This window comes from Bacillus sp. 03113 (assembly GCF_006546985.1).
Taxonomy (GTDB): domain Bacteria; phylum Bacillota; class Bacilli; order Bacillales; family Cytobacillaceae; genus VATK01.
Genome location: NZ_VATK01000012.1, coordinates 110,121 through 136,278, shown reverse-complemented (window position 1 = coordinate 136,278; position 26,158 = coordinate 110,121). Strand labels below are relative to the sequence as shown.

The window sequence follows — 26,158 nt, the reverse complement described above, 5'->3', positions numbered from 1 at the left end:
CTATGATGATCATGGATCAGCTTCATTTTTTAAGCTTCTGAATATCTACGCTTGTAGAGAGAATGGAAATAAATAATGGTACCTCCTATAAAGAGCACAGCATATATCCCCAAAAACCCTGCGTTATGCCACATAAAGCCAATATCTCCACTTGAAATAACCGATCTTAAGCCTGAAACAGAATAAGTCATTGGCAAAAACGCATGCACCTTCTGTAAAAAGTTCGGAATTAGCTCAAGCGGGAATGTTCCTGCACTTGTCGTCAACTGAAAAATTAAGATAATGACCGCAATAAATCGACCTGGATTATCAAATAAAGTCACTAAAAATTGAATAACAGCCATAAATGTTAAGCTTGTAATAAAGGTAAATAAAATAAATAGTGGAGCACTTTGTACCTTAATCCCTAAACAAACAAGCAAAATAAAAGTTGCAATTAAGGATTGCAGAGTACCTACTCCTATTAATATCGTAAACTTACTCATAAACCACTGTAATCCACTTTGTGGACGTCCAATCGGTTCTTTAAACGGAAAAACGATTGAAAACATTAATGCTCCTACAAAGAGCCCAAGCGACAAGAAATAAGGTGCTAGTCCCGTTCCATAGTTTGGTACATCTGCTATCTTATGATTCTTCACTTGAACTGGTTCAGCCATCATTTGATAGGTTTTATTTGTTGAATGAACCTGAGAGGCTTCATTTGCCCCTTCCTGAAGCTTACTTGTTAACTCATCCGCACCCTTCCATAAATTTGTATTCCCATCAGAAAGCTGTTTTGCCCCTTTGGAAAGCTCATCTGTTCCTTCTTTTAATGCCCCAGATCCAGCAGTGATCTTATTCATCCCTCCAAGCAAACCACTCGCACCTGATAAAAGACGATCTGATCCTTCCTTCGCATTTGCAAACTGTTGGTCAAAGGAAGACATTCCTGCTACAAATTGCTGTTGTCCTGAGACCTGGGCCTTAACTCCGTTATCTAATTCTGTACTTCCATTTGCTAATTGATTTAATCCATATTGCAGTTGCTTTTGGCCCTCGTTCACTTGGACTAGCTGACTAGAGAGTGTTCCTCCTCCTGCAGCAAGCTGTCCTGCAGAAGTTGCCAGTTGATTATTACTTGTGCTTAATGCTATACTTCCATCCACGATTTTTTGCATGGCATCTATCAATTGCTGCTTGTTCTCGTCTGGTAATGAAGCAAGCATTGGCATCATTTGATTCAATTGCGTTTGTAAGTTTTCAGCCCCTTGACTTAATTCCTTCGCTCCTTGAGAAGCCTTTGCTGCTCCATCCTGCCATGATTGTAAAGAATTATGTAGGTTGGTTGCCCCCGCTTGCAATTGCCCAGTTCCTTGAATAAGCTCAGGTAATTTTCCGTTTACTTCTTGAAGTCCATCCTTTGTCTTTGAAATGCCATTGCTAATTTGTTCATCACCAGCTTTTAACTGCTCAGATGCTGAAGAAAGCTTATTGTGACCAGCTTCAAGTTGTCCAAGCCCTTCTGTTAATGATTGTGTGCCTTCGACAAGCTGCTTTGTTCCATTTCCTGCTGCCGCTACTCCAGAATCAAACTCAATCGATTTTTCCGCTATCAGAGATAGCTTGTCGTAAAGTGTGACCGTCCCATCCTTTAGTTTAGCTGCCCCATCGTTTAATTGTCCTGCACCATCACTGGCCGTTTTCAGTCCATTTGACATCGCGTCCATATTTTGAAATAAAGACTGAGCATACGTTTCTGTAATATTTTTTGCTACCTCCTCTTTAATTCTCTCAATGGCGGATTTTCCTATTTGAGAGGAGATGAAATTGTAGCTAGGATTCGTAACATAAACCAAATCTAATTTTTTAGGATTTTGATCCATTAACGTGGTAGCATTTTCAGAAAAATTTTTAGGAATATCGATTAAAAGATAGTAATTTTGTTTTTTTAAATCGCGGTATCCTGATTCTTTTTCGACAAAGCTGAAATGAAATTCCTCACTCTTTTTTAAATTTGCAGCTAAATCTTCACCGAGTTTTAGCTTTTGTCCGTCAAGCTCCGCCCCTATATCTTGGTTTACAACCGCTACGGGTAAATTATCTAGATGTCCGTATGGGTCCCAAAAAGCCCATAAATACATACCGCTATATAAAATAGGTACAAATAAAATAGCAATAATCGAAATAAGCAGCATTTTATGGTGGAAGATTGCTTTTAATTCCGAAATGAATAAACGATTTTTCACTTTTTACACCCTTTCTATACAATTGACTAATTTGTTCATTTGGTCATTTAATCTAAAAAAAGAAGGACTATCTAAGTGGATAACCCTATAAAGATATATTGCTCAAACAAGGAAGCAATCTGTTCCTTCGTTAATGGAGGATGATTCTTTTCCCACTCAAAAATAAGAGATGTATACAGCTTTAACATAACAAATGCTGTTAATTCTGGATCGCATTTTCGAACCTCGCCATTCTCAACTGCTATAATAATTTTATCCTTCATATAATTCAAAATTACATTCTCTACTTGTTCGAGTACCTCCCGCACAGCAGGAGTACCCATCTCTTTTTGCTCTTGAAAAAGCTTTATCATTAATTGATGCTTTTTACGAAATTCAAGTATTTGAAATAATACAGCATGAATTCTTTCATGAAAAGGCAAGTTAGCTTGAAAAGCTTCCTCTGCAACTACCTTCATTTCTTGTATGACAGAGTGAATGATTTCAGCAAACAATTCTTCTTTGTTATTAAAAAAAGTGTATATCGTCCCTTTACCGACATTCGCTAGCTTTGCAACTTGATCCATCGTTGTCGCTTTATAGCCAAATAGAGAAAAAGACTTTGCTGCAGCTTCTATAATCTGCTGCTTTCGGTCAGCCATATTCTGAACGCCTCCTGAACAAAATGACCAATTTAGTATTTTGGTCATTTTTCTATATTCGAAATATATCATACTCCGTTAAAATTTACAATATAAAAGACAGTATACTTTGCTCCTTCCTATGAATTCTGTACCGTTACGCTTTAAACACTCATGGATAACTGGAAATATTTTGTGGTAAAATTCATTTATCATTGATTATGCAAAAAGAGAATGAATTTTTTTAAACGATGTGGCTGCTGTTTTCTATGTCTAATCACAAAATCAATCTTTATTTTATCTTGTAATTCTTGAAAATGCATTGTTTTCATCTGTTTTCGATTATGGATGACATCGCTTGGAAGTATACTGACTCCAAGTCCCTCCTGAACAGCCTGCAGAATTGATTCAAGTGAATCAAATTCCATGATCGAAGGCTCATAAAAAATATTTTTCTTCCATAAGTCTATTAATGTATTTCTATAAACACAACTCTTATCACTATTAACAAGTAAAGTGGCATCCTTTATCTTCATCATTTTTATAGTTATCGGAGAAATGAGGATCATGGATTCAAAATAATGATAAACGGATTCAAATATTGCAGGATTATACGACCCGCTTAAAAAAATCCCATCGAGTTCCCCATAAGACAGCATTTCTTGCAGTTTTCGGTTATCATTTGTTCTTATTTTTACATTCACATCTTTATTTGTTTTTAAAAATGAGGAAAAAAGTTGAGGAACTTTAACAGCTGAAATAGTTTGACTTGCACCAATCGTTAAAGTTTCTTTCCCCTGATTAGGGCTAATCTTAGCTTTCACTTCATCCATTAGCATGATAATTTGGTTTGTATACTCCAATAGAATTTCCCCATGTTCGGTTAGGGTTACCCCTCTATTATTACGTGTAAATAATTTGACACTGAGTTCATCCTCTAATCCTTTAATCCTTTGCGTGATATTAGGCTGTACATAGCCCAACCTTTCAGCAGCTTTGGAAATTGATTGGAGTTCTGCTACATGTTTAAAAATCCATAAATCATGACTTTCCAATAATGTTCTACTCCTTTGGTATCATTTAAAATGATATCTACCTTATTATTCTGTATTATACCTCTTAAGAAACAGAGGATACAATAAATGTGTCAAATAAAGTAAAGGGAGAAGTCATAATGAAGTTAAAGGATAAAGTAGTGATTATTACAGGCGGCGGAACTGGAATTGGAAAAGCAACCGCATTAAAATTAGCAGATGCAGGAGCAAAGGTCGTATTAAATTATAGTCGTTCAAATAAAGAAGCATTACAAGTAGTTGAGGAAATTACGCAACAAGGAGGAACAGCACTAGCTATTAAAGCAGATGTGTCAATAAAAAATGAAGTGGATCAAATGGTGGTACAAACTGTCCAAACATTTGGTATAGTGGATGGTTTAGTAAATAATGCAAGTATAACTGCTCAAATACCAATGGAGGACTTGGAATCTGTTACTGATGAAGTATGGGATACGCTTTTTAACGTAAATGTGAAAGGAATGTTCCATTGTGTTAAGGCTGTTATCCCTTATATGAAGAAGCATCAATCTGGAGTGATCATTAATTTGGGCAGTATTGCAGGACTTACGGGCATAGGCTCTTCGATTCCATATGCTGCAACAAAATCGGCCATTCATACGATGACCAAATCTTTAGCTATTGCATTAGCTCCTGACATCAGAGTCAATAGTATTTCTCCTGGGGCAGTAAATACAAGATGGTGGGCAGATCATCAAGAAAAGATGTATCAGCTTGCAGGTAATGTACCACTTAAAAGAATTTCGACACCTGATGAGATTGCAGAAGCCATTGTGTTTCAAATGACTCAAGATTCGATTACAGGACAAGTCTTTACCATTGATAATGGACAGTCACTTTCGTAAAAAGCAAGTAAAAAAACGATTCCAAGCAAAAATAACCCACGGAGAAAATTTCACTTTCACCGTGGGTTCCTTTATTAACATGGGCTATTGAGACAGCCCCTCCATATTCGCCTTTATAAAGCTAATCAATTCCATTAACGGTAGCGATAAGATCCCTTAGGTCCTGGAGTTGCAGCTCCTGCTACTCCTGTTCCTGGTTTATAGCCTGGCGTTGCAGCTCCTGCCACTCCTGATCCTGGGCCATATCCTGGCATTGAAGCTCCTGCCACTCCTGGTCCTGGACCATAACCTGGCATTGAAGCTCCTGCCACTCCTGGCCCCGGTCCATATCCTGGGAATGGGCCTGGACCCATATTCACTTCTTGGGTTGATACTTGATCTACAAAAGATTGAGTTTGTGGAAAATAATTTTGTTTTACAATATTTGTGTGTTGAACATTTGTTGTGTGTGTTGGATATATATTTGGCTGAACGACATTTTTATAAGTGTGCTGAACACAGCATTTAGTAGGATGAACAACAGCTGGCAATACTTGTGTAGGTCTTGGTCTACAATACATACAATTACCTCCTTTCTTATATTTGCTACAGTTATACTATATGAGAAAGAAGGTGTGCATGTACTAAACGAAACACCTATTTTGCCAATGCCATTTCAAAAAAAATCCTTTAACGTATGTCAGATGACGGCTAGCACACAAAACCTATGAATCTTTTCGTGGATGCAGCAATCCCATTGCATATACGTGAGCAATTTCCGTGGTTAATTCATCGAGATTCGGATTAATATGTTGATTCATATAAGGAAGCGTCATTTGAAAAATAAGGATCGAATTAAGTGTAGAGTAAAACATATTGGCAATATTATTAAAATTGGCTTTAGGAATTTTCCCTTGCTCATGTAGCTCTATTAAGTAATTCTCAAGGTGATGATAGAGATTATTCGGATACTCAAAAAATAGTTTTTCAAAATCCTGATTTTGATACATTTCACGTATATTTATCCAAATTACTTCTTTTAAAGGGAGATTCTCCTTAAAATAGGCATGAGCTAGAATTTTCAGATCATGCTCAATATCTCCTGAGAACTGACCTTCTACTTTTGGAAAATAATCTCTATCAGTTTTATGCATAATTACACTTTCTCTAAATAAATTTTCTTTATTTCCAAAATGACGAAAAAGAGTTAAATGATTCACACCAGCCCCTTCTGCAATTTCTCGAGTTGATGTACCTGCATATCCCTTTTCACCAAATAATTGTAAAGCTGTTTGTAATATCTTCTCTCGCGTTTCCTTTTTGCCCAACTAGAATCCCTCTTTCAATATAACCATCTAATTGACCACATTATATCGAAATAAAGGCTGTGTAAGCAACTGATTGCCTTAACTATAAAATCGGTCAGATCTCATCTCCATTATCAATGAACTCTACAATATATGGTACTATCTACAAAACATGAGCATTTTATAAAATCATTGACACTATTGTTCCACACCAACGCTAAAATTTCTTTTACTAATTTCCTGCTTCATTTCATTGGCAGTAATTCCATTAAAATAAGCAAAAATCATTCCTATAAATAAGGAAATGGAGCCAAGATGAAATACTGAACTAAAAGCTGAAGACAAATGATTTTTTATTGTATCTTCTAGTTTAGGAAATAATTGTTTCATTTCTTTTTTATCATTAAAGAATCCCATTTTTATCTCATCGTGCATTCCTTGAGGAGATGTCTGTAAAGTCTTTTTTTCCTGCTTATCGATCCTTGCTAAGATGTCCTTTAAAGACATTGACTTCGATGGTTGCTGATGACTGATATCTTTTATATCATTTATCTTATGAATCATTTGCTGCTTACTTTCCTCCGTTAATGTACTTTTTTCTATTTTTACGATTACCTCATGTTTCGCTAATTTCCATTCGTCTTGGATCGTGTGCTGTAATAATAAGACTAAAATCGCTACTCCTACTGCTGTACCGATTGCACGACTAGCTTGGAATAAACCGGAGGAAATCCCTGCCTTTTCTACTGGTACTTGCATAATTAGTGAAATGGATAATGGGCTGAAGATTAGTCCAGATCCAATTCCAACTACCATTAAATTTCCGACTCTAACCCATATGGAAGAATCTAACGGTATATTCCCTAATAGATAGGCACCTATTCCGAAAAGGATAAAGCCAATGACCCCTAACCATTTCGTTCCCCATTTGTATGCTTTGGATGCGATCGGTGTGATTAGCATTGTTGCGATCGATGCTGAACTCAATACAAGTCCAGCATGCATTTGACTCATCTCATTCACAGTCGTTAAGTAAAAGGCCATAAGAAAATAAACACTCATCATCCCAATACCTAAAAATACAGTCGCAAAATTCCCACTTGTAAAAGCCAAATTTTTAAATAAATAAAGTGGGAGCATTGGTTGACGACTTTTCTTTTCAAAGAATATGAACAGAATACCTGCTACAATCGTACTCCCAAAGCATATTAACACGATCGTTGAAGTCCCTCCAGATTCTTTAATTTGTAACAAACCATAAATTAAAGAGAATAAAGAAACACTTAAGGTGATGATTCCGCCCCAATCGATCGATTTTGATGCCGTAGGGTCATAGGATTCTCGTATGATGGATTTAACGAGTAAAATGGCTAACACACCGATAGGAATATTAATCCAAAATATCCATTGCCAAGAAAAATTTTCTGATAGTATTCCTCCTAATGTCGGTCCTAGAGCTGCTGCCACACCTGCCATTAAACCAAATAATGCTGTCACGCTACCTACCTTTTCTGAAGACATCTGCACGATTACCATTGGTACACTTACAGGTACAATGATCGCTGCAGCTAATCCTTGCAAGGTTCGAAAAACGATAAGAATCTCAACCGTTTGTGAGAATCCACATAGTAAGGATGAAACTGTAAATAGGACTAACCCGATTTGAAATAATTTTTTTCGACCAAATTGATCAGCTAAGCGTACAGCTGTTAAAAGAACAATTCCAAATGTCAAATTATAGGCATCCACTATCCAAGATATCTGATCCATTGTTGTTCCATAATACTCTGTTATTTTTGGCAATGATACATTTACAATTGTAGTGTCTAGTAAAGCCATAAAATAACCTAATCCTGCGGCAATAATAGTCCAAAAACTCTTATGATTATTTCCTACCAAAATCCATCAACCTCCAAAAATGTAATCATTCGATTGCATTATATCGTATCCAGATAATGAAAGCAATCGATTGGTTACATTTTTATATAAAGTTTTCGAGATATAATAAAAATCGATTCATATGAATGGAATCTAAATTAAATAATGATAGACCCCTTTAAAGGTGCTTTTTACAATGACTAAATAGCCTAACTGTGTTTAAATGGATAAAATAAAAGTCCTGCATTTTTATAAATACAGGACTTTCAATCTTTTTTACAATTGATATTAAATTATCCATAATATCCTTAGACAGCTTGATTCACTGCATTGCTTTGATAATTTAAATAAGTAAAAGCTTCTTTAACCGCCGATTCTCCCTGATCAATACAATCAGGTAAACCGAGCCCTTCATAAGAGCTTCCTGCTAAAATAATGCCTGGCAATTCCTCTTTCACTCTAGCTTTAATCATTTCAATCCTTTGCTTATGTCCAACCGTATATTGCGGCATTGAATCATTCCATCTTGATATAATAACAAACTCCGGATCCATTGATATATCCATTGTTCGGTTTAAATCCTCTAGTACTATTTTAACAATCTGATCATCTGAAAGGTCAACAACGGTTTGATCCCCAGACCTTCCAATATAGCAACGCAATAATACTTTTCCGTCTGGAGTCGTATGTGGCCACTTTTTATGCGTCCAAGTACAGGCTGTAATCGTATAATCACTATTTCTGGAAACAACAAAGCCTGTCCCATTGATATCCTTCTTAATTGCTTTTTGATCAAACGCTAGTGCCACAGTTGCGACGGATGTAGAAGGCATGTCCTTTAAGCAATCAAAAAGTTCATATTTTGAAAAAAGGGATTGAGTGACTTGATGGGGAACCGCCATCACAATACTATCAGCAAATAAAGACTCTCCCCCATTTAAATCGACTTGATAGCCAGTTTCCTGTTTTTTAATATCTTCAACCCGAAAGCCCTTTAATACAGAAGATGCTTCTAAACTACTTTCAATTGCATCTACAAAGGATGAAAGACCTGTATTAAAAGTTAAAAAAAGGCCATTACTCTTCTTTTCTGTTTTCTTTTCTTTATTAGGTGCAGCGTTTGAAGCCTGCTTCATTCCCAAGATTAAACTGCGATATTTTTGCTCAACCTGATAAAATTGCGGAAACGTAGACATTAAACTTAATTGATCAATATCACCAGCATAAATTCCAGACAATAGTGGTTCAATCAAGTTTTCAACGACTTCATTTCCTAATCGCCTGCGAAAAAACTGCCCTAATGATTGATCTTGTACGGCATTTGAACGAGGTAAAATAAAATCAGCAGCAGCTCTTAATTTTCCAACTGCAGAAAACAAACCTGTTGTCACAAAAGGAGCAATTTGTGTTGGAATGCCCATAATAGAGCCTCCAGGCATCGGAAAAAGACGTTCATTGACAAGCACGAACGATTGCCCTGATGCATTATGAACAAGGTGATCTGACATTCCAACCTCTTTAGCAAGACGGCTCGCACTTTGCTTTCTGGCTAAAAAAGAATCTGGACCTTTTTCTATGACATATCCATCTTTCACAATCGTTTGGATTTTACCGCCAAGCCGATGTGATGCCTCAACAAGAGTGACTTCAATTGGCCATTGATTTTCACGAGCATGCTTTTGTAGATAATAGGCTGTCGATAATCCTGTAATCCCTCCACCTATTATGACGACTTTACTCTTTTTTGCTCCCATTCTTTATCGCCTTCTTTACATGTGGTTTCCGATTGTTAATGCGGATTTTTCTAACACAACTGTCGCTAGAGCTTCAATAAATAAAGGATGCGTATTTGGCATATCAGGTCTGTAATAACTTGCGCCCAATTCATCAGTAATAAGCTTACATTCATAATCATTATCATAGAGGACCTCAAGATGATTTGAAACAAACCCCACAGGTAAATAAATGAATGCTCTGTATTTTTTTTCATTAAACAATTGACGAGTCAAATCTTGTACATCTGGACCTAGCCATGGCTCAGGTGTATTTCCTGCACTTTGCCAGCCAACTGTATATTGAGTAATACCAGCTTGTTTGGAAATCAAATCAGCCGTTTCTTTTAGTTGATCAGGATATGGATCGCCTGCAAGTAATATTTTTTCTGGTAAGCTATGTGCTGAAAAAATAAAAATTGAATGATCCTTTTCGTCAATCGGCAATTGTTTATACGTTTTTTGAATTTGTTCAACCCAATATTGAATAAAATTTGGCTCTTTATACCAGCTTTCAACGGATGAAATAGCAGGTCCACCTAGTTTTTTTGCTGCTTCCTTCGCACGTTCATTATAGGATTTAATACTAAATGTAGAAAAATGAGGAGCAAGTACAATACTTACTGCTTCTGTAATCCCATCCTCATGCATTTTCGCAACTGCATCTTCAACAAAAGGTTCTATATGCTTAAGGCCAAGATACATTTGAAAGCATATCTCATCTTGAGTGGAATTTAAATATTCCTCGAGCTTTTTCGCTTGCTCTAATGTTATTTTTGCAAGTGGAGAAATTCCTCCAATTGCTTGGTATCTTCCTCTAAGTTCCTCAACCATTTCTTCTGAAGGCTTTCTTCCTCTACGTATATGCGTGTAATATCTCTCTAAATCCTCTTCTTTATATGGGGTTCCGTAGGCCATTACTAGGAGACCCATTTTCTTTTTCTTCATTAAAATTAACACCCCTTACACTCAAATCATAAAAGCATACGTGCCTAAAGAAGCTAAGGCAAAACTTACACTTTTTTAGAAAAGTTCATTAACTTAGTTTTGAAGCAGAATATTCATGAATAAAGGCGGTCAATTTTTTTAGTGTCGCTGGGTTTACTTCTGGGAAAACCCCATGTCCAAGATTAAAAATATAGCCTGGATTTTTCATCCCTTGATCCAAGATCGCACGCGTTTTTTCTTCAATGATGTCCCATGATGCTAATAAAATAGATGGATCTAGGTTTCCTTGTACCGGTTTTTTAATCCCTAATTTTCTTGCTTCTTGAATAGGAAGACGCCAATCTAAACCAACGACATCAATAGGAAGATCATTCCATTCTAAAGCAAGATGACTCGCACCTACTCCAAACATAATGAAAGGAACGTTCTCTTCCTTCAATGTCGTAAAAATCCGATTCATGACTGGCTTGATATAATAGCGATAATCATCAACATTTAATGCACCCACCCAAGAATCAAAAATTTGAATAGCTTTCACACCAGCTTTTATTTGAGCTTTGACATATGTAATGGTCATATCACCCAGCTTGTCCATTAAAGCAAACCAAGCTTTCGGCTCTGAGTACATAAAGGCCTTCGTATAATGATAATTTTTCGATGGCCCTCCTTCAATCATATAGCTGGCAAGTGTAAAGGGCGCACCTGAAAAACCAATTAAGGGAACAGAAAGCTGTTCCTGCGTTAATAGTTTAATTGTATCAAGGACAAAGGGAACATCCTTTTCAGGATTAATTTCACCAAGCTTTTCAACATCGAGAAATGTACGAATAGGATTTGAAATAACAGGACCAATGCCCGGTTTTATTTCTACATTCACGCCTATTGCAGGAAGCGGTGTCATAATATCTTTATATAAAATAGCTGCATCAACATTGTATTGGTCAACAGGCAGTTTTGTCACATATGCGCAAAGTTCAGGCTGATGAGTGATTTCAAAAAGAGAATACTTTTCTTTAATTGCACGATATTCTGGTTGAGATCGACCTGCTTGCCGCATATACCAGACAGGAACATATGCTGTCCCTTTCCCTCTTGCAGCTTGAATAAATGTTTGATTTATCTCTTTCGTCATTAACATCCACCTTTCAAAGACGTGTCTGTTAATCATTGTATTATAAACAAAGAAAAGCGCAAGCGCCTTGATCAGCCCTGAAGAAAAATGTTCATTTGGCTCAAAAAGTGTTTTTTACTTTTAGAGACAAAGGGTTATTTTTCACAAGGGCTAGGAGCTGGAGCTATACATAAGAAAAGCGCAAGCGCCTTGATCAGCCCTGAAGCTAGATATCCGTCGAACTTCAGAAAACTTCTTTACTTATCTGTAAAAAAATGAGAAACAGGTAATATGATATTAATTGTTTGATTGTAATTAATATAAGCTTTTTCACTATCTTTGTATAGATAACCTCGGGAATTGTCATGAAATTGACGTTTTTTATCGTTTTATTCTATATTAATATCCCCTGGTTATGGAAAACTATTTGCAAGAAAATGGTTTATGATATCAAGGAAGGGAATTTATCTTATGAGACTGCTAAATAAACGGAGGGATAATGATGAACCTTTATATCACAAGTGGAACTTATCAATATCTAGAGAAAATTATAAAAAAGCATAAGGAATCAGCATGGCTCCTCATGGAAAACGAAGATCACGCTCTTTTACTTCAGGAAACGGACAAAAAAACGGATTTAAAAGCCCCAAGAAAATATGAAGCTATTTCTTCAATCGGTGAGCTTACAGTTAAATCAGGTTTTGCAGCGATGAATCACATACCCGTTACAGAGGAAGGACGTCCAATTTTTGAATATGATAATAAGAAAAAAATAGAGCTTATAAAAAAAGAATGTGGCTTAATTGCGTTAAGATTGCTTCGTCCCCTTTCATCAAATACGTATATTTTCTTATCCATTTGGGAAAATCAACATGCTTATTCTGATTGGAAAAAAGCAAGCAAATTTGACATATTTTTCGACCAAACAAAGGCAAGCACTTTTCTTCAGGAGTCTTATATCCATGAATATGTCATATCGATGGAAAGTTAATATGAGGAAAGAAATAATTTGACAAGTGATTGCCCTACCTCACAATAGTGCCTTTCACAAAGTTTTTCCTTCACACATATTCTGTATTACGTTTCAAGTTAGACATTAGCCCTGTACTGCTTGATTCATGATATATGCACCATATGAAGGAGGAAAGCTATTATGGGAATTGAATTAACTGCTATCCACTGGATTTACGTTCTTTTTATTGCTTTTATAATCGGATTTATGATTTTTAGAAGAGATACGACGCTCGTTTGCATCGTTGGGATATTTTTAATTGCTATTACAGCAACCGGATCAATAAGCACTTCTGTGATCAGTATATTTACTAGCTTTATTTATGCGATTACAGAGCTTCTTTCTACCATCCTCGTTATATCCATCATTGTGGCGATGAGTAAAGTACTGACAACCACAGGAATCAATGAAGTTATGATTTCTCCTTTTTCTAAACTCATTCGTACCCCAACTTTAGCCTATTGGATCATTGGAATCTTAATGATGACCATTTCATGGTTTTTTTGGCCTTCTCCTGCTGTTGCTCTATTAGGAGCTGTATTACTTCCCGTTGCCCTCCGTGTCGGCTTACCCGCCCTTGGCGTAGCAATGGCCATGAATTTATTCGGACATGGAATCGCACTTTCAGGTGATTATGTGATTCAAGCCGCACCGAAGCTAACAGCTGATGCTGCAGGCATAGCTGTCAATGAGGTCATTCATGCGAGTATACCGCTCGTTGTGGTCATGGGGGCTGTGACAACAATCACCGCTTTTTATTTTCTTAGAAGAGATATGAAAAAAGGTCGTTTATTAATTGACAAAAATGAGGCGATAAATAATAAATTGGAGAAAATTTCTGAAGAACAATCATTGTTATTATCCAAATCTCAAAAAAAATTCTTTGCTATCCTTGTCCCAGTCTTATTTGCAGTGGATGTTGCTGCAATGTATACTCTTCAACTGCAAGGTAGTGATGCGACTGCGCTAGTAGGCGGCACTTCTATTTTGATTCTTCTATTCATTACATTGATCAGCTATAAGAATAATGGCATTGAGAAGGTAACGAGCTATCTTATTGAAGGTTTTCAATTTGGATTTAAAGTATTTGGACCTGTTATTCCAATTGCTGCTTATTTTTACTTGGGGGATTCAGGATTTACTACGATTATCGGAGATTTCCTCCCTAAGCATTCTCAAGGGATCGTTAATGATCTAGGGGTAGCCCTTGCAAACTTTGTTCCGATTACAGAAGAAATTAGTGCAATTACTCTGACAGCTGTCGGAGTGATCACAGGATTAGATGGATCAGGGTTTTCAGGAATTTCTTTAGCAGGATCCATTGCTCATTTATTTGGAACAGCGATCGGATCTGGCATCTCTACCTTAACCGCATTAGGGCAAATTGCCGCTATTTGGGTTGGCGGCGGCACACTGGTCCCTTGGGCTTTAATACCTGCAGCTGCCATTTGTAATGTAGATCCATTCGAGCTTGCTAGACGAAATCTTCTCCCTGTTACCATCGGATTAGCTGTCACAACCATTGTTGCTATCTTTCTCTTATAAACAAAGTACGTGGCACCTTTACAAAGCTCTTAGGTGCCACGTACTTTACTTAAGTCCATATTTTTACTTATTTTTTCGTCTTTTCAACTTTTCATAGATTGAAATCCATAGGAATGTCCAAATAAAGCCTAACGCATATCCTCCAAATACATCTGAAGGGTAGTGAACTTGAAGGGCAATCCGACTAATTCCTATTAAAAAAATAACAACAATAGCAACTATACCTACTATCCATTTCCCTTTCTTTGTTGATAGTTCATTGATAAGGAAATAGGCTGTAAGCATGTACAATATTAAGCCCACCATAGCATGTCCACTAGGAAAACTTAATGTTTTAACATCAACAAGATGCTCAAAATGTGGCCGTGGTCGACCGACTGCTTCCTTTATCCATTCGTTAAATTCATTTCCGATAGCAACTGCAAGAACAAAAATCGATATTCCCGTATAATCTCTTTTTTTCACCCATAACCATGCGATAACAAATAATGCCATAATCCCTATCCCCATTTTATCTCCAAAACCTGTAATAAAATGAAAAACTGGGTAAGTTGAGTCATGAATTACATTCATAAAAAAAGAAGAAATTTCTCGGTCAAAAGGAATTGAGTTACCATTTTTCAAAGCAATAATTAAATATATGGAACAAATAAAAGCAGCTGTTACGAATACATAAGCTATTTTTGAATTGCGAATCCTCATTCTCTTTCCTCCAACTAGCATTAAAAATATTATTCTATTTTTCTTGTCTTTAGAAAATTTCCCCTATCATCCATCAAATAAATGGTATAATGTTTAAATAAAGTAAACAATTCAGAAAAATCAACCTTTATTTTCCCAAACGAACTTCATTTTTCGTCAAAAATGGGTTTCTTTTTCTAGCTATATCTTAACATTAGGACTTTAGCTAGACATTACTATAACTTTAATTAGTTTTATTTTCAAATTTTTTTAAAGGTGGGTTAACATGCTTGATCAATTATTCAATACACTTAATCGCTATTATGAAGAAATGGTCTCTATTCGAAGGTATTTACATCAGCATCCAGAATTGTCAAACCAAGAATATCAAACAGCCAAGTACATAAAAGATTTCTATACACAATTAGGCGTAGAGGTTAGAAGCCAAGTTGGCGGAAATGGAGTGGTCGCTAAAATCTATGGCGGAAAGCCAGGAAAAACAGTTGCTCTTCGCGCAGATTTTGATGCGTTACCGATACAGGATGAAAAGGACGTACCCTATAAATCAAAAGTCCCAGGCGTTATGCATGCATGCGGACATGATGGACATACAGCCACATTGCTTGTACTTGCTAAAACGCTATATGAAAACAGAGAACAGTTGGAAGGTACCTATGTTATGATCCATCAGCATGCAGAAGAAGGCGGGGGTGGAGCCTTACAGATGATTCAAGATGGCTGCTTAGAAGGAGTTGACGTTATTTATGGGACTCATCTTTGGACAAGCTTGCCAACTGGAACAGTTGCTCATCGAGTGGGACCGATTATGGCAGCTGGTGATCGCTTTCAAATTACGATTCAAGGACATGGCGGGCATGGCTCGCAGCCACATAAAACAAAGGATGCCATTGTCACAGCCTCCCAGCTAGTCGTCAACTTACAACAAATTGTGAGCCGTAAAGTGAATCCTCTTGAATCTGGCGTTGTATCTGTGGGATCCTTTATTTCGGATAATGCCTTTAATGTGATTGCGGATCGTGCTCGAATTGGCGGAACGGTAAGAACTTTCAATGAAGACATTCAAAATCTTATTTCCGAAGAATTAGAAAGAGTAACAAAAGGGACCTGTTATACATCTGATAGTACTTACGACTTCCAATACACAAAAGGCTATCCAGCAGTAGTAAATCATGAAAAAGAAACGGAATTCTTAGCTGAATGTGCGAAAAAGGATGGATTTGCTATGGTTCAAGAATCAGAGCCTGAAATGGCTGCGGAGGATTTCGCTTACTACTTGCAGCATATAAAAGGAAGTTTTTTCTTCACTGGAGCAAGGCCTGAAGACCCTTCAAAGGCTTATCCTCATCATCATCCTAAATTTGATATTGATGAAAAATCCATGCTAATAGCAGCAAAAACTCTTTGTTCAGTTGCGGTGCAATATCACTCAAGTGTAAAAGAATATCAAGAAACAGCTGCAAAATAACACTGTTGATTTTTGAATCATTTAGCAGGATCTTTATGAACCGCTAGTAGTAAGCTCGCTTGCTCCTAGCGGTTCATAAAGATCCTGCTACCTTGAAGCTATGCTTCAAGGCGTGTGAAACGATGTTTCACACGAATGATTCAAAAATCGCTTTTATCAACAATACTCTTTAACTAAACCTATAAATTAGAAGAAAGGCCATAATTAACAGCATCCGTCAATTCTATGGGGCTGCTGTTAATAATCTTAAACGGTAGCAATTCATGGCTGTTTCGCCTAAATGGTCCAAGAAGCGATAATTGGCATAAGCACCAACCATTGCCCCTACCCCCGGAACAAGCTGAAACATTTTGATCAAATCAATATAATCTCGATATTCTTGTTGAAATTCTCTCCAATCCATTTGTACAAGCTTTTTCTTTTCGCTCTCCCAGTTCTCAATAGTATCAATTATTTCATTTCTTTTCTTCTCACTTGAAAAGGCTAAATGAAAGATTTGTAAAATAAAAATTCGCTCTTCATATTTGTTCGTATCAAAACCATATACAGAAGCCATCTCAAATAGAAATTTAATCTTAATCGAGAGCAAAAGTGGAAAATCAGCTAATCCTAATAAAAAACCTCCTGCTCCTGTCCCTGCTCCCTCCAGCATTGCCGTTTTTCGATAAATAGCTAATTTTTCAACGACCTTTGCATCCTTTTCAGCTAAAGTTTGAAATTCATTTGCCTGATTCTTCTTGGTTATATAATTTGATCCCTTTAAAATAGCTTCAACCATATTTTTTATGGCACTAGTCATCACCATATGAGCTTTCTCAGGGATATATTGATTCACTTTAGTTTGTACACTTCTTGATATTCGATTGAAATAGCTTGATTTCCTTAGTAGCTTTCGTTTCCAATCTAAAACTTCATGATGTATTTTTACTTTATAATCATTCATTATGAAACCACCTTTACGAATCTTCTTAATTTGTATATACGAAAGAAGCAGGCAATTGTTTCATTCGATCTAATCTAAAAAAACCCGCTTATCAAGAGCGGATTTTTTTAGGCAGATATACATAAACAAATACATAGGTAAAGACTGCTCCAGAAAGAAGAGATATAACTGATAATAACACGTCTCCTTTGAAAAGAAGAACGCATGACAGTACAAAAGCTTGGATGACTAGCAAGAAAGACAAAAGCTTTTTAAATGATTTTTCCTTGATCGTTTTTTCAATAGGATAAAGCTCAATCCAAACCTTGTTATCATAATGCCGCCATAATGGCAACAGCTGAAATCCAGTTAAATACATAAATAGAATAACAAATAGTACTTGTCCAGCTCCAAACGAAATAAAATAGAGAGCAGCTATTCCGATTACAGTTAATCGTAAAAATAAACCAAAATAGTCCCCTGCTCGAAAAAAGGATCGCACATACAGATGAAGATAGGTATTATACTGTTGATATGTTATCCATTGAATAAATCCATCTAACCATTTCCTTCTTTTTACTCGATCTCTCAGCTTCGGCACATCTGTAAAGAGATTCGCTAAACGATAGAATGCATTTAATCTTCTTGATTCAGCTTCAATTAAAAACTCCCACTTAAGGCCTTTATGCATTGATTTATTTTTGAAATATAGGGAAAGCACAGCTAATAGCCCTATTAATCCTATGATAAAAACTAGATGGGCATTGGAAAAAAGCAAATAAAGCAGGCTAAAATTTAGGCAATACCTTACTGCTATATCGATGCGATGGACTCGTATATCTACGTAGTATTGAATATGCCATCTAATAAATAGGTTTAACCATTTCACGAGGAAAAGAATGAATAAAAAATAGAAAAAAGGTGAAAACTTCGCTTCATTTACTTGTGCGTAGATAGGCATCATCACTGCCAGTCCAATCATGACAACATAAGCCTGTAAGATAAAACTTATGAATAATGACCTTCGAATATAGCTCGTAAGTTTATGCTCTAATGGCAACAGAAAAATCAAGTCAGCTTCAACAAAAAAAGTATAAACAGGGCTATAAGTCATTAAAAACGCTAGCAAGAAAGCAAGCAAGATAGCCGCTGGAAAATTCGCTGATAAGGTTTTTATCCACGCCTGGTAATAAAAGGATGCTGTACCTAATAAAAAAACAACTACAATCACAAAATGTCCATTCAATATGTATCGCAGGTAGCTTCCGAGCTCTTTTCTTGTTCGATTTACTCTTTCTTTCCACAAATTTTTATCATTAAACATTGGATTCTTCCTTTGTTAGCTGTATATAAAGCTCATCAAGTGATGCATGCGGCATTTCAAATTGCTGTCTTAAATCGTCGAGTGTCCCTTGAGCTCTCGTTTTCCCTTCATGCAAAATAATGAATCGGTCACAGTATTTTTCAGCTGTTGTTAATATATGAGTAGACATAAGAATACCTGCTCCGTCTTCCTTCATATTTTTCATTAAATTTAGCAAAGATTGTATCCCAAGCGGATCTAACCCTACAAATGGCTCATCAATAATGTAAAGTGATGGACGAGCAAGAAAAGCACACATGATCATTACCTTCTGCTTCATTCCCTTTGAAAAATGAGCTGGAAACCATTTCAATCTTTTCTCCATCCGAAATTCCTTTAATAAATCATTCATTCTTTTTTGAAATAATCCCTCTTCTAATCCATAAGCCATAGCTGTCACTTTTAAATGCTCTTCAAGCGTTAATTCATCATAAAGAATCGGCGTTTCAGGAATATAAGTAAACTGGCTTCGATAACCTTTTTTGTCCTTTTGAAAAGCAGTTCCACCTATTGTAATTTCACCATGATGAGGCTCCATTAATCCGATAATATGCTTAATTGTCGTACTTTTCCCTGCCCCATTTAATCCGATCAGCCCAACTAGCTCATTTTCATTGACATGAAAGGATACATCTTTTAAAACTGGGCTCCTCGTATAACCACCTGTTAGATTCTTAATTTCTAACAAAGACATAAGCTGCAACGTCCTCTCTGATTGAATTACTAACATTGTAACAATAATCGACGTAATAGGCACAAATATAACGGTACAAAAAAAATTAATTTGATTTGCATATCTTTTGTATAGATGGATATTCTAATTTTTGAAGGGGAGCACCACAAAAATTTGATGTGAAATCATCAGAAAAGTGGGTTCAAAAAGAAGCTTCATTCGTTCAATTAAGGGGATGGTTCTATTGCACATTAGTGTTGATAAGCCACAAAAAGGATCTATTTACACCTAATCACATGGGTAACATGTGATGAACCTTTCACAATTGAAATGAGGTGTTTATTAAAGACAATCATCCTTGCTTTATACGTTTGATGAAAACTATAAAGAATCTGGAGATGGTTAGCTTGAACAAAGATCAGTCTCGATATAAACACAATTCATTAAATAAATGAGGTGTTTGTCGCAGAAAATAACCTGAAAAAGAACGCATAAAATAAGAAGCTTTCCCTTCAAATGAGGATGACACAGAAATTCGTGCAGACGATTCTGGGTCATCCTCTTCATTTTTTCTAATTCTTTTGTCGAATGATCTAGTATGATACAATATAGTGTAAAATTCAGGTTTATTGAAAGGACGGATCAAAACGTGAGTGATTGTATTTTTTGTAAAATTGCAAATGGAGAAATCCCTTCCGCCAAGGTGTTTGAAAATGAGCATGTGGTCGCTTTTTTAGATATAAGTCAAGTAACAAAAGGACATACGCTCGTTATACCAAAAATACATAAAGAAAATATTTTTGAATTAACACCAGAAATTGCGAAGAATTTATTTGAGGTTGTCCCTGCAATTGCAAATGGTATTAAGAAAGCTTTTAACCCGGAAGCGTTAAACCTATTAAACAATAATGGTGAACTTGCGGGACAGTCTGTTTTCCATTACCATATGCACATCATTCCTCGATACGGAAAAAGTGATGGATTTGGGGCTGTTTGGAAAACTCATACGAGCGAATATACTCCTGAGGATCTGCAAACGATTTCGTCAACCATTAAGGAAAATATCTAAATAAGAAAAGCGGAAGCGCCTTGGTCAGCTCTGAAGAAAAATGTTCATTTGGCACGGGAAAGTTTTTTACTTTTAGAGACAAAGGGTTATTTTTCACAAAGGCTTGGCGCTATACTAGATACCAGTCGGACTTCAAAAATGTTAATTTCTTACCTTACAAACATAAAACCATTCGGCAAAATGCTGCAATGGTTTTATTTATCTCCAATTTGGAAAACATAAATTGAACTATTCTTTATTGTTTCGACAAAATATTTTTATATTTTTTATCTGTACAAATGCTTAACTTTTGGTACGATAAGGATGAATGTTTTTCATATATCGCTTTAAAGCGAAACAATGCTTTTATCGGGAGGAAATACAATGAGTCGCGCTTTAAATTTCAATGCTGGACCAGCAGCACTGCCTGAATGGGTGCTGAAAGAAGCACAAAAATCTTGGATGAATTTTAATAACACTGGTATGTCAATTATGGAACTCAGCCACCGAAGCAAAGAGTATGAGGAAGTCCATAACGAAGCAAAAGATTTACTAAGAAAGCTTATGTCGATACCAGATAACTACGAAATTTTATTCTTACAAGGTGGTGCTAGCCTTCAGTTCACGATGGTTCCTATGAACATTCTCACTGAAGGGAAAGTTGGCTGCTACGCACTAACTGGTGCTTGGTCCGAAAAAGCTTTAAAAGAAGCGAAAAAATTTGGAGAAACAGCCATTCTATCCACTAGCAAAGAAGAAAATTACACCAATATTCCTGAATTAGATACAAGTAAAATACCTGACAATGCAGCTTACTTACATGTAACGAGCAATAACACTATTTTTGGTACGCAATGGAGCTCTTTTCCAGAGAATCTCTCTGTTCCATTAGTTGCTGATATGTCTAGTGATATTTTAAGCAGACCAGTCAACGTAGAACAATTCGATGTCATCTACGCTGGTGCACAAAAAAACCTTGGTCCTTCAGGGGTAACTGTTGTTATTATTAAGAAAGATTTATTAGAGCTTTCAAAAGATTCTTTGCCAACTATGCTAAATTACCAAACCCATGCCAAAAATAATTCATTATTCAATACCCCACCTACTTTAGCTATATACTTACTTTCACTTGTTCTTAAGTGGGTAGAAAATGAAGGCGGTATCGAAGCGATTTCCAAAACGAACGACGAAAAAGCAAAATTATTATATGATGCGATCGATGAAAGCAACGGATTTTACAAAGGACATGCTGAGAAAAACAGCCGTTCAAATATGAATGTAACCTTTACTTTACAAAATGATGAAATAACAAAAGCCTTCCTTACAAAAGCAAAAGAAAAAGGCTTTGTCGGTCTAAATGGACACCGCTCAGTTGGCGGCTGCCGTGCATCCATTTATAACGCAGTTCCTCTTGATCATGTTCGTCAGCTTGCCGAATTCATGAAAGAATTTCAAAACCAATATTAAGTTCTAAAAACCCGTTAAATTTCTAACGGGTTTTTTCATACCTTTCTTCAGAAGGAAAATATTAAAACTACGTAGAAATCATTTAAGAGACTAAATTTTCTGATATCTGGAGTGATAATAATGAAAACGAAAACTTTTGCACTTGGTTTACTAGTTGGCGGTCTAACCGCTGGTATCAGCACTCTATTTTTAACTCCTTCTTCTGGGAGCGAAGTAAGGAAATATATCAAGGATCATAAAGACACCCTTAAGTTTGAGATAACGGAACTGAGCACACATATCTCCACTCTTTTAACAGCATTAAAAACTGTGACAATTGAAGGAAAGTCTTCATTAATCGATTTTATTTCAGACGTAAAAATCGCTATTGATCAATGGCGGAACGAAATAACTCCTCACCAGCAAGAGCTGCAGACAAAATTAGAAGAAATTGAAGCCGCCCTAAAACAATTGGAGTCAACAATCAGTAAACAAACTGAATGAATGTGAATGTCACAATCTAAAAGCTAAGGGAATCAAGTAGACCACTCTCAATATCATTAAGGAATCACCTACGCGGAATTAGACGTGTAGGTTCGATCCCTTTGTAATGAAAAATAATGTTCTTAATATTCTAAGATGATTTTCCTTCATCAACCCCATACAATATTTACCTATTTTTCTAATTTTATCATTATAAAGATCCTTTTATATCTAAATATTCATTACATATGTCTTTTATTTCTCTAATTTCTAAAAATTTCGTAAATTTTTTTCTTTATTAATTTTTGTTTTATTGGCATAATGATGATAGAGATATAAAGGTGGGTGAGTTTAGGGATGAATGAAAAAGAATTTTCAATGAAGGAAGCTATTGTTTTTAGTCAAAGAATTGCTCAGCTAAGCAAAGCGTTATGGAAATCCATTGAAAAAGATTGGCAGCAGTGGATTAAACCCTTTGATTTAAATATTAATGAGCATCATATATTATGGATTGCCTACCATTTAAATGGTGCTTCGATTTCTGATGTTGCAAAATTTGGGGTTATGCATGTCTCCACTGCATTTAATTTTTCGAAAAAGTTAGAAGAGCGTGGTTTTCTGGAGTTTTCAAAAAAAGAAAGCGATAAAAGAAATACGTATATTAAATTAACAACAAAAGGTGAAAATATTTTACTAAGTTTATTAGAGACCTATGAGCCTAGCAATAATACAACATTTTCTGGTGCTCTTCCATTACGGAATTTATATGGTAAATTTCCTGAGTTTATAGAAATGATGACGATCGTTCGGAATATTTATGGCGATGATTTTATGAAAATATTTGAAAAAGCATTTACGAATATTGACAATGACTTTGTTGAAGAAAATAGAAAACTTAGAAAAAAAGATACAGTCATCAATGAAACCTTATAATGCTATTCTTTCGTATACTTTTTTAACTCCATCATTAATGGAATATAAATTCCCTGTAAAAGGCAAGCTTCAATCGTCTCTTCTGGTCGAAGGTGCGGATGTAAATTCATTGTGAATTTTTCAAAAAGCGGGTGAAAATGAACAAAGCCCTCCGCTTTTTGTTCCTCTAATTCAATGTTCAAATTTTCACAAATATTATTAAAGGCTTCGAGATCCCTTTCTCTTAAGCCTTTTTCAATGACTAATTGATAAAAAGCTGCTTTCGTATGCGGTAGCATTTTTAATAGCAGGCCTTGATGAAATTCTAAACGTTTAATTTTTTCTAAAAGGTATTCTAGATCCATGCCTTTTCCCTCAATTCATTTTGAAAAGTTGTAGCATCTATATCTTAATTCTTCTTTCGCTATGTGTACACAATAAAGTCAAAAAGTAGCTTTTTTCCCTATTGATTTTTTTTATCTTTCATCGTACATTATCTAAGTGAGTTTTTAAACATAAATTTTACTCCTAATGGAGGGTTGATACGATGAATTGCTGGAAGACGATTAATTTCAATAAACAATATGGGTCACAAAGACTTGTCATGTTGTCTTCCTTAACGATGCTAATAGCATTTATTGTTCTCTATGTACCGGCGACCTTTTTATTTGTTACAACTTCTTTATATAATCAATATTTTTTATTATTTTTATTATGCCTTTGGCTTTTGTACCCAATTCATAAATTACTTCACTACATTCCTATTGCCCATTTAGGTAAGAATGTAAAGAGAATCGTGTACTTTAAATTACGCTTTTTTCCTATTATTGAAATTAGAGCAGTTGAACCTATTTCGAAACATCTATTTCTTTTATCATCAATGTTGCCTTTTTTTCTAATTAATGTCACGTTAATTATTGGCTGTTTTCTTTTTACTCATTATGTTCATTATTTGACTATATTACTAGCTATGCACATAGGGCTTTGTGTACCAGATTTTATTCGCACAAAAAATGTCCTTTTTGCTCCAAGAAAAGCTTACATTGAAGAAAATGAGGAAGGATTTGAAATATTAGTCTATACTGCTGATTAATAAGTGATCAATTAAGTTTCATATTTTTTTTAAAGTCACATATATTATGTAAGAGATAGCTATTCTCATGTCAGTAACTCAAAAGCAAAATAAAAAACAATTTGCTATCTTTTTTTTGCAAAATTTGATAATGTATGTACCATATATAAGTCTGCCAGAAGGAGGGAATCAATGATGATCTCCATTTTTACCATTGTTTTTGCTATTGTTATATTGTTTAATATTAATAAAATGACAAATTTACTTTGTTTACAAAAAGAAATTCCCGAAGAAAAGCAATCAAGAGTATTTCATACTATTAATATTCTTATTACTATTTTATTGATTTCTTCCTATATTGAAATTTTATTTTCTTAATTGGAAAATACTTAGCGGTGAGTAGATATTCTCACCGCTTTTACATTTTCCGTGTATGAAAAAAGACATCTGGTTATTTTATAACCAAGACGCTCCAATGATGATTAAAAGGATAAACAGTACGACAATTAGCGCAAACCCTCCGCTAAATCCTGGTGCACCAGACATATCCATTGCCTCCTTTCTTTTGAACCCCTGAGCATACGATCTCAGGAGATAAATCTCATACTTAGAACCAAGAAGCTCCAACAATAATTAATAAAATAAACAACACCACAATTAACGCAAATCCTCCACCATGTACATGACCCATACTAGCACCTCCTTAATCTCTTATGATTCATATTATGCGTACATCAATAAAAAGACATAGATTAAAATGCCTATTTTCCTTTTCCATCAATAAATTCATTCTCAATATTTTTTGCTCTTTCTCAAAATTATGATATAGTAATGTTTGTGGATTAAAACGATCAAAAAATTTTTTTAGGAGTGTTTAATTTGAAAAAAAGGATTTTATCCCTTGTTATTTCAGCAGGTGTAATCAGCAGCTTAACTGCCTGTGGAAGCAATGGCTCACAAGCAATCGTTAAAACAGATGCAGGAAATATAACGAAGGATGAGTTATATGATGCGATGAAAGAGAAAGTTGGGGAGCAGGCTCTTCAAGAGTTGCTTTTTAACAAAATATTATCTGATAAATATAAAGTAACTGATAAAGAGCTTGATGAAAAAGTAGCGGCGATTAAAGATCAACTAGGATCTAACTTTCAAATGGCTTTATCTCAATATGGCTTAAAGGATGAGAAGGATTTACGCGAAAGCTTAAAAACAAGCATTCTTCAAGAAAAAGCAGCTGTAAAAGATATTAAGGTGACAGATGCAGAAGTCAAAAAATATTATGATGATTTCAAACCACAAATTAAGGCTCGCCATATTTTGGTTGCTGATGAAAATACAGCCAATGAAGTGAAAGCAAAGCTTGATAAAGGGGAAAAATTTGAGGATCTAGCTAAACAATATTCGACTGACACTGCTTCAGCACAAAACGGAGGAGACCTAGGCTGGTTTGGTGCAGGAGCGATGGTCAAAGAATTTGAAGATGCGGCTTATGCCTTAAATGTAAATGAAATCAGTGGCCCTGTTAAGTCTGAGCATGGATTTCATATTATTCAAGTAACAGACAAGAAGAAAAAAGACACTTTTGAAAAAATGAAAAAGCAAATGACGTATGATCTAAAGGTATCTAAAATTACAAGCGAAAGTATCCAAAAAGCAATGGAACGTGAGCTTAAGGATGCTGATGTAAATGTTACAGATAAAGACCTTAAAGGTGCTGTAGAGCTTAAACAATCATAAGAAAAGCGGAAGCGCCT

27 protein-coding genes are annotated in these 26,158 nt (G+C 35.5%); 11 read left to right on the top strand and 16 right to left on the bottom strand.

Going from position 1 to position 26,158, the window contains the following annotated elements; all coding sequences use genetic code 11:
* Nucleotides 1-29: 29 nt before the first annotated feature.
* The 3 genes from FDO66_RS13305 to FDO66_RS13295 all read right to left on the bottom strand — a co-directional run bounded on the left by FDO66_RS13305 (nt 30) and on the right by FDO66_RS13295 (nt 3,903).
* The gene (locus FDO66_RS13305; protein ID WP_141433143.1) at nt 30-2,228 is read right to left on the bottom strand and encodes a YhgE/Pip domain-containing protein; all 2,199 of its coding nucleotides are present in this window, start codon (nt 2,226-2,228) and stop codon (nt 30-32) included.
* 71 nt (nt 2,229-2,299) lie between these two features.
* On the bottom strand, nt 2,300-2,869 hold the full coding sequence (locus tag FDO66_RS13300) for a TetR/AcrR family transcriptional regulator (RefSeq protein WP_141433142.1): 570 nt from the start codon (nt 2,867-2,869) through the stop codon (nt 2,300-2,302).
* Between the two features lie 191 nt (nt 2,870-3,060).
* Nucleotides 3,061-3,903 (bottom strand): LysR family transcriptional regulator, encoded by an 843-nt coding sequence (locus FDO66_RS13295; protein ID WP_141433141.1) that lies wholly within the window; start codon nt 3,901-3,903, stop codon nt 3,061-3,063.
* Nucleotides 3,904-4,022: 119 nt separating this feature from the next.
* On the opposite strand from FDO66_RS13295, the gene FDO66_RS13290 reads away from it, so the two are divergent.
* Nucleotides 4,023-4,766 carry an SDR family NAD(P)-dependent oxidoreductase gene (locus tag FDO66_RS13290; RefSeq protein WP_141433140.1) on the top strand — a complete coding sequence of 248 codons (744 nt, stop codon included), beginning with the start codon at nt 4,023-4,025 and terminating at the stop codon, nt 4,764-4,766.
* 134 nt (nt 4,767-4,900) lie between these two features.
* Here FDO66_RS13290 and FDO66_RS13285 read toward each other — a convergent pair whose 3' ends face one another.
* The 6 genes from FDO66_RS13285 to hemE all read right to left on the bottom strand — a co-directional run bounded on the left by FDO66_RS13285 (nt 4,901) and on the right by hemE (nt 11,782).
* A complete protein-coding gene (locus tag FDO66_RS13285) occupies nt 4,901-5,326 on the bottom strand; it encodes a CotD family spore coat protein (protein ID WP_141433139.1) in 426 nt (141 codons plus the stop codon).
* Between the two features lie 144 nt (nt 5,327-5,470).
* Nucleotides 5,471-6,073: a TetR/AcrR family transcriptional regulator gene (locus FDO66_RS13280; protein WP_141433138.1), complete on the bottom strand. Its 603-nt coding sequence runs from the start codon at nt 6,071-6,073 to the stop codon at nt 5,471-5,473.
* Between the two features lie 177 nt (nt 6,074-6,250).
* Nucleotides 6,251-7,951 carry an MFS transporter gene (locus FDO66_RS13275; protein WP_141433137.1) on the bottom strand — a complete coding sequence of 567 codons (1,701 nt, stop codon included), beginning with the start codon at nt 7,949-7,951 and terminating at the stop codon, nt 6,251-6,253.
* Nucleotides 7,952-8,238: 287 nt separating this feature from the next.
* The gene (gene hemY, locus FDO66_RS13270) at nt 8,239-9,684 is read right to left on the bottom strand and encodes a protoporphyrinogen oxidase (protein ID WP_141433136.1); all 1,446 of its coding nucleotides are present in this window, start codon (nt 9,682-9,684) and stop codon (nt 8,239-8,241) included.
* A gap of 15 nt (nt 9,685-9,699) precedes the next feature.
* Nucleotides 9,700-10,650: a ferrochelatase gene (hemH, locus tag FDO66_RS13265; protein ID WP_141433135.1), complete on the bottom strand. Its 951-nt coding sequence runs from the start codon at nt 10,648-10,650 to the stop codon at nt 9,700-9,702.
* Nucleotides 10,651-10,738: 88 nt separating this feature from the next.
* On the bottom strand, nt 10,739-11,782 hold the full coding sequence (gene hemE, locus FDO66_RS13260) for a uroporphyrinogen decarboxylase (protein ID WP_141433134.1): 1,044 nt from the start codon (nt 11,780-11,782) through the stop codon (nt 10,739-10,741).
* A gap of 481 nt (nt 11,783-12,263) precedes the next feature.
* Here hemE and FDO66_RS13255 point away from each other — a divergent pair, with 481 nt between their 5' ends.
* Complete coding sequence (locus FDO66_RS13255) at nt 12,264-12,752, top strand: antibiotic biosynthesis monooxygenase family protein (RefSeq protein ID WP_181444573.1); 489 nt, start codon at nt 12,264-12,266, stop codon at nt 12,750-12,752.
* A 162-nt stretch (nt 12,753-12,914) separates the two neighbouring features.
* The gene (locus tag FDO66_RS13250) at nt 12,915-14,318 is read left to right on the top strand and encodes a hypothetical protein (protein WP_141433132.1); all 1,404 of its coding nucleotides are present in this window, start codon (nt 12,915-12,917) and stop codon (nt 14,316-14,318) included.
* 63 nt (nt 14,319-14,381) lie between these two features.
* Here FDO66_RS13250 and FDO66_RS13245 read toward each other — a convergent pair whose 3' ends face one another.
* Nucleotides 14,382-15,020, bottom strand: a complete 639-nt coding sequence (locus tag FDO66_RS13245) for a phosphatase PAP2 family protein (RefSeq protein ID WP_141433131.1) — start codon at nt 15,018-15,020, stop codon at nt 14,382-14,384.
* Nucleotides 15,021-15,285: 265 nt separating this feature from the next.
* Between FDO66_RS13245 and FDO66_RS13240 the strand changes: the two genes are divergently transcribed.
* Nucleotides 15,286-16,485 (top strand): M20 family metallopeptidase, encoded by a 1,200-nt coding sequence (locus FDO66_RS13240; RefSeq protein WP_141433130.1) that lies wholly within the window; start codon nt 15,286-15,288, stop codon nt 16,483-16,485.
* A 223-nt stretch (nt 16,486-16,708) separates the two neighbouring features.
* Here FDO66_RS13240 and FDO66_RS13235 read toward each other — a convergent pair whose 3' ends face one another.
* From FDO66_RS13235 to FDO66_RS13225, 3 genes are all read right to left on the bottom strand, one after another.
* The gene (locus FDO66_RS13235) at nt 16,709-17,428 is read right to left on the bottom strand and encodes an EcsC family protein (RefSeq protein WP_141433129.1); all 720 of its coding nucleotides are present in this window, start codon (nt 17,426-17,428) and stop codon (nt 16,709-16,711) included.
* Between the two features lie 91 nt (nt 17,429-17,519).
* On the bottom strand, nt 17,520-18,731 hold the full coding sequence (locus tag FDO66_RS13230; protein ID WP_141433128.1) for an ABC transporter permease: 1,212 nt from the start codon (nt 18,729-18,731) through the stop codon (nt 17,520-17,522).
* Entirely contained in the window at nt 18,724-19,464 is a 741-nt protein-coding gene (locus tag FDO66_RS13225) for an ABC transporter ATP-binding protein (RefSeq protein WP_141433127.1), read from the bottom strand. The genes FDO66_RS13230 and FDO66_RS13225 overlap by 8 nt, the downstream gene beginning before the upstream one ends.
* Before the next feature lie 628 nt (nt 19,465-20,092).
* Between FDO66_RS13225 and FDO66_RS13220 the strand changes: the two genes are divergently transcribed.
* The 4 genes from FDO66_RS13220 to FDO66_RS13205 all read left to right on the top strand — a co-directional run bounded on the left by FDO66_RS13220 (nt 20,093) and on the right by FDO66_RS13205 (nt 23,353).
* Complete coding sequence (locus FDO66_RS13220; protein WP_181444572.1) at nt 20,093-20,512, top strand: HIT family protein; 420 nt, start codon at nt 20,093-20,095, stop codon at nt 20,510-20,512.
* A 363-nt stretch (nt 20,513-20,875) separates the two neighbouring features.
* Nucleotides 20,876-21,958, top strand: coding sequence for a 3-phosphoserine/phosphohydroxythreonine transaminase (serC, locus tag FDO66_RS13215; RefSeq protein ID WP_141433125.1), 1,083 nt, complete (start codon nt 20,876-20,878; stop codon nt 21,956-21,958).
* A gap of 120 nt (nt 21,959-22,078) precedes the next feature.
* The gene (locus tag FDO66_RS13210; protein WP_141433124.1) at nt 22,079-22,441 is read left to right on the top strand and encodes a YtxH domain-containing protein; all 363 of its coding nucleotides are present in this window, start codon (nt 22,079-22,081) and stop codon (nt 22,439-22,441) included.
* Nucleotides 22,442-22,777: 336 nt separating this feature from the next.
* Nucleotides 22,778-23,353 carry an HTH-type transcriptional regulator Hpr gene (locus FDO66_RS13205; RefSeq protein ID WP_141433123.1) on the top strand — a complete coding sequence of 192 codons (576 nt, stop codon included), beginning with the start codon at nt 22,778-22,780 and terminating at the stop codon, nt 23,351-23,353.
* A 2-nt stretch (nt 23,354-23,355) separates the two neighbouring features.
* On the opposite strand, the gene FDO66_RS13200 is transcribed toward FDO66_RS13205, so the two are convergent.
* Nucleotides 23,356-23,697, bottom strand: coding sequence for a DUF1878 family protein (locus tag FDO66_RS13200; RefSeq protein ID WP_141433122.1), 342 nt, complete (start codon nt 23,695-23,697; stop codon nt 23,356-23,358).
* A gap of 182 nt (nt 23,698-23,879) precedes the next feature.
* Here FDO66_RS13200 and FDO66_RS13195 point away from each other — a divergent pair, with 182 nt between their 5' ends.
* Nucleotides 23,880-24,425, top strand: coding sequence for a DUF3267 domain-containing protein (locus FDO66_RS13195; protein WP_141433121.1), 546 nt, complete (start codon nt 23,880-23,882; stop codon nt 24,423-24,425).
* A 174-nt stretch (nt 24,426-24,599) separates the two neighbouring features.
* Nucleotides 24,600-24,782 carry a hypothetical protein gene (locus FDO66_RS13190; protein ID WP_141433180.1) on the top strand — a complete coding sequence of 61 codons (183 nt, stop codon included), beginning with the start codon at nt 24,600-24,602 and terminating at the stop codon, nt 24,780-24,782.
* 78 nt (nt 24,783-24,860) lie between these two features.
* Here FDO66_RS13190 and FDO66_RS13185 read toward each other — a convergent pair whose 3' ends face one another.
* The gene (locus tag FDO66_RS13185) at nt 24,861-24,950 is read right to left on the bottom strand and encodes a YjcZ family sporulation protein (protein ID WP_141433120.1); all 90 of its coding nucleotides are present in this window, start codon (nt 24,948-24,950) and stop codon (nt 24,861-24,863) included.
* 61 nt (nt 24,951-25,011) lie between these two features.
* A complete protein-coding gene (locus FDO66_RS13180) occupies nt 25,012-25,095 on the bottom strand; it encodes a YjcZ family sporulation protein (RefSeq protein WP_141433179.1) in 84 nt (27 codons plus the stop codon).
* A gap of 188 nt (nt 25,096-25,283) precedes the next feature.
* On the opposite strand from FDO66_RS13180, the gene FDO66_RS13175 reads away from it, so the two are divergent.
* Nucleotides 25,284-26,141 (top strand): peptidylprolyl isomerase, encoded by an 858-nt coding sequence (locus tag FDO66_RS13175; RefSeq protein WP_141433119.1) that lies wholly within the window; start codon nt 25,284-25,286, stop codon nt 26,139-26,141.
* The last annotated feature ends 17 nt before the right edge of the window (nt 26,142-26,158 follow it).